We start from the raw sequence: 12,567 nt of genomic DNA on the forward strand, positions 1-12,567 counted from the left end.
GTGAATGACTCACCGATGGCAAGTCACTCGTGGACGAGGGAGCGGCGCCGGCTGACGTGGACCAATCGTCGGGCATTCCACCGCGCCTCCCAGCCGTTCATTTGTGCGGAGTATCCATAGAACGGACGATCCTTCCACCAGTCGCACTGCCAAGCGCAGATACGAGGGCAAGCGGTCCCCATGTCGCGCCTTCACGATGGTGTCGCGGCCGTACCGCCATGGCACGTGGCCGTAAGAGTCGTAGGTGAGTGCGAACGACGCCGTTCTGAGTTCAGCGGCTGGCGCGTCGCGCAGCACGTTGGCATAAAGGGCCGTTACATAGGTCGCCTCTTTCCCCGGGAAGAGATCCCAGTCCGGGTGTCGCCCGGCCATGTCGGCCCTGACGCCGAGCCCGTAGTAGTACGCCTCGGTCGCGCGCGAAATGCGGTGGCAATACGCGCTCTGCCATCGCCAGAATGCACGCTCGCTCGGTGCCATGCCACGCCGACGAAGCCATTCGCGTTTCATCTGGGTGCACGACTGCATCGCGTCCCAAACGGCGTACAGCGCATTCGAATCCTTGTCGACATAGGGAGCTAGTCGCGCGAGAACGCCACTCGCCGAATCATGACGTTTCAGATACTGCTTCGGCGCCTGCACCACCGCGATCCGGGCCTGCGCCAACACAGCCAGGGCACCCCCCGCGAGCATCAACAGCGCAACGACCCACACCAACGCCTTCCCGCCCTTTTCCATTGGCTAATCCTTGTCCCATTCCAGGTGCAGTCGCATCCGTGCATCCCCCGTCCCTTGCCTTTACTACCCTGCGCAGCGTGAGGGAAAGCCTATCCGATCGGCATACGGGATGCATTTCATCTTGGCGCGCCCGGCGACGACTGACATTCGCCGCTGAAGCGGCTCCCACAAGGGGCGCGCACGCGCTGCTATCCTCCGGTTCCCGGCAGGAGCCGGAAGAACCCAAGGGGATACAGAGCAATGATTGCCCGCCGTACCGTCCTGCTGTCTGCCGCGATCACCGCGGCCCTCGGCCTTGCCGCTTGCCATAAGAAAGACGAAGCGCCCGCCGCCGATCCGAAGGCGGTTGCTGCTGCCCAGAAGGCGATCGCCGCACCTGCCTGGCTGCGTCAGCACCTGCCGGCGCAGACCGTCGCCTATCTGCGCCTGCCCTCGCCGTGGAACGTCGTCGGCGGCGTGCCGAATGGCCGTCCGCTCGACGCCGCCCTTTCCGTCAAGGCGAACCTCGATGCCGTAGCGAAGCTGCGAGAGACGATCGCCAGGGACAAGGTCCTCGCCGATGCGAAGATCGGTCCCGCGCTGACCCTCCTCCTGGGCGACCTGCGCTCTCCCCTCGAGATTGCGCTCATCGATCCGCTCGGGATCCCGTCGCCGACATCGCGAGTCGTCGCGACCGGCAACTTCTCGTTCGATTCCGTCGATGCCTTCAATGCGCGCCTTGCCTCGCTGAATGCGCCGCTGCTGGCGGCGCCGCTGGATGCCCAGGGCAACGGCAAGCTCGCTTCCGGCGGAAGCGTCCGCTACGTCGTGGCCGAGCATCGCCTCTGGGTTACCCAATCCATGCAGCAGCCCAGCGACGCGCGTACGATCGATGAGCTCGTCGCGACGTTCGGCAAATCGTCCGCGGCCACCGCACCAGCCACGCTGGGCGCGCTTGAGGGCCACATCGATACCTCCGGCGAAGGCCTGTTCGGCTGGGCGACCATTCGTGGCATCGGCGCCGTCGCGGCCAACCAGGCCGGCGAATCGCCGCTGGGCAAGTTGCCCACGGACTTCGCCTCCAAGGCCGACGCGGTTGCGTTCGGTAGCGGCACGGTGGACGGCCGCGGCCAGTTCCGCCTCGTGGTGCACTCGCCGCAAGCCCGGGCCCTGCAATATGTCGCGCCGCGTACGTTCGCGCCCACGGTGAAGAGCGTCGGCGAGCCGCGCTGGGCGATGACGTTCGCCCTGCCCAATGCCGAGGGCTACAAAGCGTTCGAAGACAACCTCAACCTCGACTTCGGAGCGGGTCGCGCGAAGGCGATTCGGGGCGGCCTGGCGAAGATGCGGGCGACTTACGGCTTCGACGTCGCCGACTACACGAAGTGGATGGGCCCCGAGTCCATCGTCTTTGCGGACGACGCTGGCCAGTTTTTCGCCATCCGCGCCCGCGATGTAAAGGCCTGGCACGCGCGCATCGACGACATGACCAAAGCGGGCCACTGGCGCAGCGGCGAGATGCAGGTCGACGACGCCAAGGTGCACTGGCTGTTCATGCCGGGCGCGCCTTACGAACCGGACGCCGATCATCCCGAGCAGCAGGCACTGGTCCCCTTCATGAACCTGATGAGGCGCTTCGGCAGCCGCCTGTACTGGATGGAGGAAGGCGACTGGATCATCCTGGCCAAGGTGCCTCAGGCCCTGGCCGACCGCGCCGCCGCCAAGCCGGACACCGCCCTCGATACCTGGTTCGCCAATCGCGCCTACCCGGGGTCCCGCGTTTTGATGGGCTACACGGCGAACACCCGCGACGCCCAGCGCGACGCGTACTACTCGTACATCGAGATCCTGCAAGTCATGGGCGGCATGGCCGGGGCCGATCTGGACATCGCCAGCCTGCCCGCAGCCCACACCCTTGGCCTGCCCGAAAAAGGCGTGGTCGGTGCGGCCCTGGAGGCCGATGCCGACACGCTGGCCATCTCGTTTACCTACGAGCAGAGTCCGGCAGAGCTCGTCGGCCAGATGGGTTCGGTCGGCGCTATCGCCACGGCGGGCATCCTCGCGGCCATCGCTGTGCCCCAATACCAGCAGTACGTGTTGCGTAGCCAGGTCGCCAGCGCCCTGACCGCCACTGACCCGGTCAAGCTGGCCGTGGCGGAACGCCGCCTGGCGTCGGGCAAGTTCCCGGCGAACAACGCGGCAGCGGGTCTCGGCAAGCCCGAGACCCTCGGAAACGAGTACGCCGGCTCGGTCGAAGTCGGCCAGGGCGGCGAGATCGTGGTGACGCTGGAGGCGACGCCGCCACGGAAAACGGACCCGAAGCTCGATTCCGGGCAGCTCATCCTGATTCCCAAAGTGGACGGCAAGACGATTACCTGGACCTGCTCGGGCGAGGGCATCGAGGCAAACAACCTGCCGCCCAGCTGCCGGGATGAGCCTGCGGAGCTTTGAAGTCGTGGCGGCGCCCTGATACTGGACGCCGCCGCGCAGCCGCGTGACTTACAGCGGGAACAATCGAACGTCGTCGACGAACCACGTATCGATACTCGGCTGAAATTTCAGTTTCGCAATACGAAGCGTCACATCCGGGGCAACTTCGTCCGCCGAGAGCGTGAAGAGGAAAGTCATGGTGACGACCCCAAGATCTCCGAACGCGAATCCGAGGGTCTGCCCCCCGCCCTTTCCCAGTAAAGAAACTTCGCCGGGCTCGGGGGGAGTCAGACCCCCGAGCGATCGAATCATCTTGAAAGTGAGAAAATACGCTCCCGCGGCCGCCTTCGGCAAATGAAGCAACTGTTCAGCAATGGAGTCGCGCTCAACGGCCGCTGCCAGCACCAGGTGGTGCCCCGATTCAGGCTTAACGGGATTAATGAGACGGACGGCAGCATGCTCCAGCGTCCAGTACTTTTCTTCCTCCTCAAAGCCCCCGTTTCGCAGTAACGATTCGGGTGGTGGTTCGCATTTGGCCAGGATCATGTCGTCGAGGTACAGAGCCCCCGACTCAACCTCTTCGCCAAAGCCATACGGCTGGACGTCAAAGTGAGTATCGGCAGACGGAGCATCAAGAAAGAGGAAGCAGTAGGCTGCGGCACTTCCGACAGAACGAGAGAGAATGACGTCAGAACTGGCACTGCCGAGGCTGATTCTGACGACGACCTGATCCACTCCGTCACTTTGAAAAGCATATCGAAACGCAACCAGATATTGCGCAGACGCCTGCATCTCGCTCAAGTACTGCCTGAGAAACGTTTCAGAGCCGTAAAAAAGAGCCATTAATGCGCACGGATTTTTCTGATCGTCAGGAAACGTGCTTCGAACTACACCACCGCTCTGATCCCAGCCGGTGCCGATAGGTGACGAGAAATCGTGATTACTCAGTACGTTGATTCCCGGCTTGCGGTACTTTGAAAGAATATCCCCGATCTGGGTGCTGTTATTAAGATGCTGGCGATTCATTTAATTACCATCCATGGTTATGTTGCGCGTGGAATCTAGCCTAGGCGGGTTCGTTCTTTTCGTGCAATAGATCGTTGGGTGTAAGGGATCGGTAGCGAAATACGGATGATCCACTCCTATTTCCTTGAATGGCCTACACCCACGGGCGAAGTCTGTCCGACATTGCATACGCCCCGTACTGGATGCTCCCGCCGCGCACCTCCCACCCCAAACCGACCACGGAGCGTTGAACCGCCCCAGGCGGCCGAATGGTCCCGAGACGCCTTCAGGACACCCGTTAACCCGCCGTCATGCGAAAGTCGGACTTTTCCTTTACAATCGGCGGCTTCCCAAACCAAAGAGGCGATCCGGCGTTACGCCGGCGCATACCGCATGTCGATCGAATTCCTGCGCAATATCGCCATCGTCGCTCACGTCGACCATGGCAAGACCACCCTCGTCGACCAGCTTCTGAAGCAGTCCGGCACGCTCAACGAGCGCACCGTACTGGCCGAGCGCGTCATGGATTCGAACGACCAGGAAAAGGAGCGTGGCATCACGATCCTGGCCAAGAACACGGCCATCACCTGGGAAGACAAGAAGACGGGTGCGAAGAACCGCATCAACATCGTCGACACCCCGGGACATGCTGACTTCGGTGGCGAAGTCGAGCGCGTGCTGTCCATGGTCGACACCGTGCTGATCCTGGTCGACGCGATGGACGGCCCGATGCCGCAGACGCGCTTCGTGACCCAGAAGGCCTTCGCGATGGGCTTCAAGCCGATCGTCGTGGTCAACAAGGTCGACCGCCCCGCCGCACGCACGGAATGGGTCGTCGAGCAGGTGTGGGACCTCTTTGCCAAGCTCGGCGCGACCGACGAGCAGATGGACTTCCCGATCGTCTATGCCTCGGCACTCAACGGCTACGCCTCGCTCGACGAGAATGCCCGCGAAGGCGACATGACCCCGCTGTACGAAGCGATCATGCAGCACGCGCCGAAGCCGGACGTCGATCCGGACGGTCCCTTCCAGATGCGCATCAGCCAGCTGGACTACAACAACTTCGTCGGCGTCATCGGCATCGGTCGCGTGCAGCGCGGCACCCTGAAGAAGGGCATGCAGGTCGCCGTTATCGATCGTGAAGGCAAGAAGCGCCAGGGCAAGGTCGCCCAGGTACTCGGCTTCCTCGGTCTCGAGCGTATCGAGCAGGACAGCGCCGAAGCCGGCGACATCGTCGCCATCTCCGGCATCGCCGACCTGACCATTTCGGACACGCTGACCTCGCCGGATACGCCGGAAGCGCTGCCGGCGCTGAGCGTCGACGAGCCGATGATCAGCATGACCTTCCAGGTCAACAACTCGCCGTTCGTCGGCAGCAAGGATCTGTCGGGCGGCAAGTTCCTGACCAGCCGCCAGCTGCGTGAGCGTCTCGATCGCGAAAAGGTGCACAACGTCGCCCTTCGCGTCGAAGACGGCTCCGATGCCGACAAGTTCCTGGTCTCGGGCCGCGGCGAACTGCATCTCTCGGTCCTGATCGAGAACATGCGTCGCGAAGGCTACGAGCTGGCCGTGTCGCGTCCGGAAGTCATCCTCAAGGAAATCGACGGCCAGAAGATGGAGCCGATCGAGGAACTGGTGATCGACATCGAAGAGGTCCACCAGGGCGGCGTCATGGAGCGTCTCGGCATCCGCAAGGGCGACCTGAAGAACATGGTCTCCGACGGTAACGGTCGCGTGCGCCTCGAGTACGAGATCCCGGCCCGCGGCCTGATTGGCTTCCAGAACCAGTTCAAGACCCTGACCCAGGGTTCCGGCCTGCTGTTCCACGTGTTCAAGCATTATGGTCCGTACACCCCGGCCCCGATCGCCAAGCGTCAGAACGGCGTCATGATCGCGAACGCTGGTGGCAACACCCCGGCTTACTCGCTCGGACCCCTGCAGGAGCGCGGCAAGCTGTTCGCCGCCGAAGGCGATGCCGTGTATGAAGGCCAGCTCATCGGCATTCATGCGAAGGACAACGACCTCACCGTCAACGCCATCAAGCCGAAGCCGCTGACCAACATGCGCGCCTCCGGTAAGGACGATGCGATCCAGCTCACCCCGGCGCTCAAGTTCACGCTGGAGCAGGCCCTGGACTTCATCGACGACGACGAGCTGGTCGAAGTTACGCCGAAGGAAATCCGCATGCGCAAGAAGCACCTGACCGAAAGCGACCGCAAGAAGGCTGGTCGCGGTTAATTCGTCCAGGTAGCGTTCGACGCTAGCTAAAAAGGTCCGGCTCACGCCGGACCTTTTTTTATGCGCTGGGAAGTGGCTCCCCTGCTCCGTGTGGGAGCCGCTTCAGCGGCGATAGATGTTCACAGCGACCTGGCCCGCTGCCGCGGGATCGCCGCTGAATCGGCTCCCACAGCCGATGAATCGGCTTCCACCGGCTGTCGCATGGCTTCGCTGCCGAGCTCCCCGCGAAGACGCGGCAGGAAATTCCCGTAATCGCGTTGCACGAACGCGATAAGTCCCTCGCGCACCTTGCAGCGCAGATCCCACGACTTGCTCGAGTTCGACGAGCTCACCAGCGCACGCAACTGCATGGCCTTGTCGTTGGTGTCGACCACCTGCAGCACGCAGACGCGACCGTCCCACTCGGGGGCCTGCTTGCACAGCCGCTCCAGCTCGTTGCGCAGTGGATCCAGAGGAAGTCCGTAGTCGAACCACAGCATGGCCGAGCCAAGCACCTGAGAGTTCGTACGTGTCCAGTTCTGGAAGGGATGCTCGATGAAATACTGCAACGGAACGACGAGGCGTCGTTCGTCCCAGATGCGCACGACCACGTAGGTGCTGGTGATTTCCTCGATCTTGCCCCACTCCCCTTCGATCACGACGACATCGTCGAGCCGGATCGGTTGGGTCAGGGCAATCTGCAGACCGGCAATGAGGTTGCCCAGCACCGGCTTGGCCGCCAGGCCGACTGCGAGGCCGGCCAGGCCCGCCGACGCCAACAGGCTGGCCCCGAACTGACGCACGGTGGGGAATGTCATCAGAGCCACGCCGATGCCCAGGACGACGGCAACCACGCTGCCCGTGCGGCTGAGCACGCGCGCCTGGGTCTGTACGCGGCGTGCGCGGAGATTGTCTTCGAGGTCGATCGGATTGAAGCGGGAGACAGTGGCATCGAGCGCGCCGATGCAGCGGACGATGAACCATGTGCAGGCGACGATCAGGGCAAGGCTGAGCACATGCTCCATGCTGTCGATGAGCGGCGCTGGCTCGTCGGGAGATGCCCGGAAGGCGATCAAGAGCATCGCGAGCGGCACAATCGCTTCCATAGGCCGGTTCGCCCGGGCGATCATGCTCGCTCCGGCGGGGTGGCCCACGGCGAAGCGGCGCAGCAAGAATTTCACCACACGGCGTAGAAGACCCGCGACGGCCAGCGCGATAACGATAATCAACGCAAAACGCGTCCACGGATGCGCGAAGTCAGGCATCCAATCGGAAGGTTTCATGATTTCCAGCCTAACGGCTGGTATGTCCACATTATGTTGTGGCGCAGCAAGAGAGAGGTAAAGTGCGCGTATGCCAACCCCGATCATCGTTTCCTGGAGCGGCGGCAAGGACTGCCTGATGACCCTCGGCAGGCTTCGGGCTGACCCCTCGTGGAACGTCGTCGGCCTGGTGACCACGGTGACCGCGAACCACGACCGTATCGCCATGCACGGCGTGCGACGCTCCGTGCTGGCCGCGCAGGCAGAAGCTTTGCGCCTGCCTGTCATCGAGGCCGTGCTGACGTGGCCGAGCCACAACGACGCTTATGAAGAGGCGTTCGCAACAGCACTCAGTACGGCACGCAACCGCTGGCCCGATCTCTCTCATATCGCGTTCGGCGACCTTTTCCTCGCAGACGTACGCGCGTACCGCGAGGCGCAGCTGCTGCGCGTCGGTGGATGGACCGGCGTCTATCCACTGTGGGGTGAAGACACGGCCTCGCTCGGTCGACACTTCGTCGCCGAAGGACACCGCGCGGCACTGTGTTGCATCGACACCACCCAGCTCGACGCGGGTTTCTGCGGTCGTGATTTCGACAATGCACTGCTCGATGCCTTGCCTGCCGGCGTCGATCCCTGCGGCGAGAATGGCGAGTTCCACACGCTCAGCTATGGCGGCCCGCTGTTCGACTACGACATGCGCATCGTGCGCGGCGAATCGCTGCTGCGCGACGAACGCTTCCAGTACATCGATTTCCTCCTCGATGACTGAGTCCTTCGTCCTTCCGGACGTTCTAGAGCCCGGCCTTTCGCTGGTCTTCTGTGGCACGGCCGCGGGAACGCGCTCGGCGCAGGATCGCGCCTACTACGCCCATCCTGGCAACATGTTCTGGCGCACGCTGTTCGCCGTCGGCCTGACGCCACGCCTGCTCGCACCGGCGGAGTTTCCGTTGATGCCCGCCTTCGGGCTCGGCCTCACAGACCTCTCGAAGTTCCACTTCGGCAACGACAACGAACTACCTGTAGATGCGTTTGACGTTGCCGCGCTGCGCAGCAAGATCGAAACCTTCGCACCACGCGTGCTTGCCTTCACGAGCAAGCACGGTGGTGCCGCAGCACTCGGAAAGTCGATCGCCTACGGCCTGCAACCCGGCACGTTCGGCAGCACGCAGCTCTTCGTCCTGCCCTCGCCTTCCGGCCAGGCGCGGCGTTCGTGGAACGCCGGCATCTGGCAGGAACTGGCTGACTTCGTACGCGCTCAGCCACCTGGGATCGACCGATAGGCACGAACGTCGTTCGGAGAAACCGAAGGCGCCTTGTTCGACCACGCCTGGCGGATATAGGTGACAACGGCAGCGGCGTCATCATCCGACAGCGTCTGCGAGAACGGTGGCATCGAATACGGGCGAGGATTGCCTGCCGTTGCCGGTGCGAAACCACCGGACAACACGATGCGAATGGCATTGATGCCGGTGGGCTCGACGACAGACGAATTTCCATCCAGCGGCGGATAAGCGTCGCCTTTACCGCGACCATCGGCGGCATGGCAGCTTGCGCATTGTACTGCGTAAACCTTCTGCCCCGTCTTCGCCAGGTCGGCTGCATCGGCGGCGGATTCGTGCTGGCGCGGGGGTGCATGCTCGGGCAGGGATTTCAGGTACGTCGCCATCGCGGCAAGGTCGCTGTCATCCAGGTGCTGCGTGCTGCGGATGACCACGTCCGCCATGGGGCCGAACGCCGTGCCCTTTCGTGAGCGGCCGGTCTTCAGCAGCGCCACGACATTGGCTTCGTTCCAACCGCTCAGGCCACCGTTCGCGCCCATGGAAAGATCCGGCGCGTACCAGTTCTGCACCGGCACCAGGCCACCGGCAAGAAAGGGTTCGGTGACCATGGCGCCAAAGGTGTTGCGAGGCGCATGGCACTCGTTGCAGTGGCCCAGCCCCTGCACGAGGTAGGCACCGCGGTTCCATGCTGGCGATTGCTTCGGGTCAGGCTGGTACTCGCCTTCGTCGAAGTAGAGCATCCGCCAGGACGCCATCAGCGAACGCATGCTGTAAGGCCAGCGCAGGGTGGGCTCGGTGTTGGCGAGCTTCACCGGAGCGAGGGTCTTGAGGTACGCGAAGATCGCATCGGTGTCCGCACGCGTGACCTTCGTGTAGGACGTAAACGGAAATGCCGGATACAACGACGTGCCGTCGTGCCCCTTACCCGAATGCATGGCGCGATAGAAATCGTCGGCGGTCCAGCCGCCGAGACCCGTCTCGCGGTCGGGCGTCAGGTTGGGTGCTGTGATCGCACCGAAAGGTGTCGCCACGACATGACCACCCGCGAACGACTGGCCGTTGCTTGCGGTATGGCAAGAGTCGCAGTCGCCGGCAGTCGTGAGGTAATGGCCGCGGGAGACGAGATCGTCCGCGCTGGCGTTCCACGCGCCGCCCATGAGTACGAGCGCGACGATGAGACGGCGAAGACGCTTCATGTGCCACCTCCCAACACACCGCAGCGAAGCGGTGGAGTGAGGCTGCCCTCGGCTTCCGCATGGGCGTCCACCGGAACGGGCCGCTGGGCGAGCCATGCCGACACGGCGCTGATGTCGGCGTCGCTCAGGCGGCTCACGATGGTCTTCATGCAGTCTGGCGCCACGGTGTTGCGCGTGTTGGTGCGCCATGAGCCCAACTGCGCACTGATGTAGTCGTAAGGCAGACCCACCAGGCCGGGGATGTCCGGCTGAACTCCGGTGAGGTCAGGCCCGTGGCACGCCATGCAGGCGGGGACGCCGTGCGCAGGATCGCCCTTGGTGGCCAACTGCTCGCCGCGCGCTGTTGCCGCCGCGGAGGTCGCTGGCACGTCGTGTAGTGCGTACGGCACGTCCTGCGCGGCGAAGTACTCGGCGATCTCCCGCATGTAGGCATCCGTAAGCGGGCCCACGGTGTATTCCATGATCGGGTAGTGCCGCAGGCCACGCTGAAAGTCTTGCATCTGTCGATGCAGGTAGCCCGCCGGCTTTCCGGCGAGGCGCGGATTGAACCCGTTGCTGCCGCCTTCGCCATGTTCGCCGTGGCAACTGGTGCATGCGGCAATTCGCTGGACGAGGGTGTCAGGCACCGGAGGCGTATCGGCGGCCATGGCCTGCATGGCGCAAAACGCGGCGGCGGTGACGGCCAGCCGACGGAAGAGACGACGCATGGAGCACTCCCTGGCTTACGTTGGCGAAGCCCGTCGGCATGACGTACACGGGCGTGGCGTCCGTGCAGTATAGCCACGCACGGGTATGCGGTAGATTGCACGGAGCCGTTACACCATCGCCAGGGGGAAAAGACATATGCAGCATGTATGGATCAGGCCGGCCGCACTGACGCTGGCGCTCGCCGCCACACTGTCCACCGGCGTCGCGCAGGCACGCGACGCCAACGAAGACGATGCGTTCGCATCCATTGCGACGATTCGGCAGGCGTACGCCTCGGGCGCCCTGACACCGGAAGGCCTCACTACCCTCTTCCTCTCCCGTATCGCGACGATCGACAAGGCGGGCCCCACCGTCAACGCGGTGCTCGAAATCAATCCCGATGCCCTGGCCATCGCGCGTAAGGTGGGCAAGGCCGGCTCGCTGGCCGGCATCCCCATCCTGCTCAAGGACAACATCGATACCGGCGACCGCATGCAGACCACCGCGGGCTCGCTCGCGCTGGTGGGCAAGCCGGCACCACATGACTCGGCCGTTGCCGCAAAGCTGCGCAAGGCCGGCGCCGTGATCCTCGGCAAGACCAACCTCAGCGAGTGGGCCAACATGCGCAGCAACCACGCCACCAGTGGCTGGACCGGGCGCGGTGGTCTCACGGTCAATCCTTACGTGCTCGATCGCAACGCGTGCGGCTCGAGCGCCGGCTCCGGCTCGGCGGTCGCCGCCGGCCTGGCCACAGTGGCGATCGGTAGCGAGACCGACGGGTCGATCATATGCCCTGCATCGATGACCGGCCTCGTCGGCATCAAGCCGACGGTCGGACTGGTCAGCCGCACCGGCATCATCCCCATCTCGCACAGTCAGGACACCGCCGGCCCGATGGCTCGCAGCGTGGCCGACGCCGCAACCGTACTCAGCGCCATCGCCGGCAGCGACCCGAGCGACCCAGCGACCAAAGACGCGGATAAGCACGCTACCGATTACACGAAGTTCCTCGATCCGAATGCGCTGCGCGGCAAGCGCATCGGCGTGGTGCGCGAACTGGGCGGTATCGAACCCAATGCGGATCGCGCGCTGGAAAAAACCATCGCCATCCTCAAGGCCCAGGGCGCGACCGTCGTCGACCCGGTTGAGATTCCGCATCTGAAGGAACTGAGCGAGCACGAGATCGACGTGCTGCTGTACGAATTCAAGCACGACATCAACGCCTACCTCGCCGGGCGCCCCGGCCAGCCGATGAAGACGCTAGCCGACCTGATCGCGTTCAACGACCGGGAAGCCGCGAAGGAAATGCCCTGGTTCGGCCAGGAGCTGTTCCTGCAGGCGCAGGCGAAGGCCGATCTGACCGATCCGAAGTACATCGAGATCCGCGACCGCAACCAGCGTCTTGCCGGTCCCGAAGGCATCGATGCAGCACTGGCGAAGGATCACCTGGATGCGTTGCTTGCGCCCAGCTGGGGACCGGCGTTCGTCAACGACCTGGTGCTTGGCGATCACGTGGTCAGCGGCGATCCGACCGTTGGCGGCGTATCGGCACCGGCGGCGATCTCGGGCTACCCGTCGATCACCCTGCCGGTCGACTTCGCGCACGAACTTCCGGTGGGAGTGGTGTTCTTTAGTGCGAAGTGGAGCGAACCCGTGCTCATCGCAATCGCGTATGGTGTCGAGCAAAAAGCCAACGCGTACCGGCGGCCGAAGTTTCTGCCGACGCTTCCGGTACGGTGAAAGAAGGAATGTGGAAGCCGCCGATGAATCGGC

The 12,567-nt window shown here is 63.8% G+C and carries 10 protein-coding genes; 5 read left to right on the forward strand and 5 right to left on the reverse strand.

Annotated features, from left to right (window positions below; translation table 11 throughout):
• Positions 1 to 9 precede the first annotated feature (9 nt).
• Positions 10 to 735 (reverse strand): hypothetical protein, encoded by a 726-nt coding sequence (locus tag ACVWWJ_RS15190; RefSeq protein ID WP_456968526.1) that lies wholly within the window; start codon positions 733 to 735, stop codon positions 10 to 12.
• Positions 736 to 975: 240 nt separating this feature from the next.
• Here ACVWWJ_RS15190 and ACVWWJ_RS15195 point away from each other — a divergent pair, with 240 nt between their 5' ends.
• A complete protein-coding gene (locus ACVWWJ_RS15195) occupies positions 976 to 3,165 on the forward strand; it encodes a pilin (RefSeq protein ID WP_456968527.1) in 2,190 nt (729 codons plus the stop codon).
• 48 nt (positions 3,166 to 3,213) lie between these two features.
• On the opposite strand, the gene ACVWWJ_RS15200 is transcribed toward ACVWWJ_RS15195, so the two are convergent.
• Positions 3,214 to 4,170: a hypothetical protein gene (locus ACVWWJ_RS15200; protein WP_456968528.1), complete on the reverse strand. Its 957-nt coding sequence runs from the start codon at positions 4,168 to 4,170 to the stop codon at positions 3,214 to 3,216.
• 372 nt (positions 4,171 to 4,542) lie between these two features.
• Between ACVWWJ_RS15200 and typA the strand changes: the two genes are divergently transcribed.
• Complete coding sequence (gene typA / locus ACVWWJ_RS15205; RefSeq protein WP_159890582.1) at positions 4,543 to 6,387, forward strand: translational GTPase TypA; 1,845 nt, start codon at positions 4,543 to 4,545, stop codon at positions 6,385 to 6,387.
• A 119-nt stretch (positions 6,388 to 6,506) separates the two neighbouring features.
• On the opposite strand, the gene ACVWWJ_RS15210 is transcribed toward typA, so the two are convergent.
• Positions 6,507 to 7,649, reverse strand: coding sequence for a mechanosensitive ion channel domain-containing protein (locus tag ACVWWJ_RS15210; protein WP_456968529.1), 1,143 nt, complete (start codon positions 7,647 to 7,649; stop codon positions 6,507 to 6,509).
• Positions 7,650 to 7,719: 70 nt separating this feature from the next.
• On the opposite strand from ACVWWJ_RS15210, the gene ACVWWJ_RS15215 reads away from it, so the two are divergent.
• Entirely contained in the window at positions 7,720 to 8,400 is a 681-nt protein-coding gene (locus tag ACVWWJ_RS15215; RefSeq protein ID WP_456968530.1) for a Dph6-related ATP pyrophosphatase, read from the forward strand.
• Entirely contained in the window at positions 8,393 to 8,911 is a 519-nt protein-coding gene (locus tag ACVWWJ_RS15220) for a mismatch-specific DNA-glycosylase (protein ID WP_456968531.1), read from the forward strand. The genes ACVWWJ_RS15215 and ACVWWJ_RS15220 overlap by 8 nt, the downstream gene beginning before the upstream one ends.
• Here ACVWWJ_RS15220 and ACVWWJ_RS15225 read toward each other — a convergent pair.
• Both ACVWWJ_RS15225 and ACVWWJ_RS15230 read right to left on the reverse strand, forming a co-directional pair.
• Complete coding sequence (locus tag ACVWWJ_RS15225; protein WP_456968532.1) at positions 8,887 to 10,107, reverse strand: c-type cytochrome; 1,221 nt, start codon at positions 10,105 to 10,107, stop codon at positions 8,887 to 8,889. The genes ACVWWJ_RS15220 and ACVWWJ_RS15225 overlap by 25 nt on opposite strands.
• Complete coding sequence (locus ACVWWJ_RS15230; protein ID WP_456968533.1) at positions 10,104 to 10,814, reverse strand: c-type cytochrome; 711 nt, start codon at positions 10,812 to 10,814, stop codon at positions 10,104 to 10,106. Before ACVWWJ_RS15230 ends, ACVWWJ_RS15225 begins: the two co-directional genes overlap by 4 nt.
• A gap of 136 nt (positions 10,815 to 10,950) precedes the next feature.
• On the opposite strand from ACVWWJ_RS15230, the gene ACVWWJ_RS15235 reads away from it, so the two are divergent.
• Positions 10,951 to 12,534 (forward strand): amidase, encoded by a 1,584-nt coding sequence (locus ACVWWJ_RS15235; RefSeq protein WP_456968534.1) that lies wholly within the window; start codon positions 10,951 to 10,953, stop codon positions 12,532 to 12,534.
• Positions 12,535 to 12,567 lie beyond the last annotated feature (33 nt).

This window comes from Luteibacter sp. HA06, from assembly GCF_054061215.1.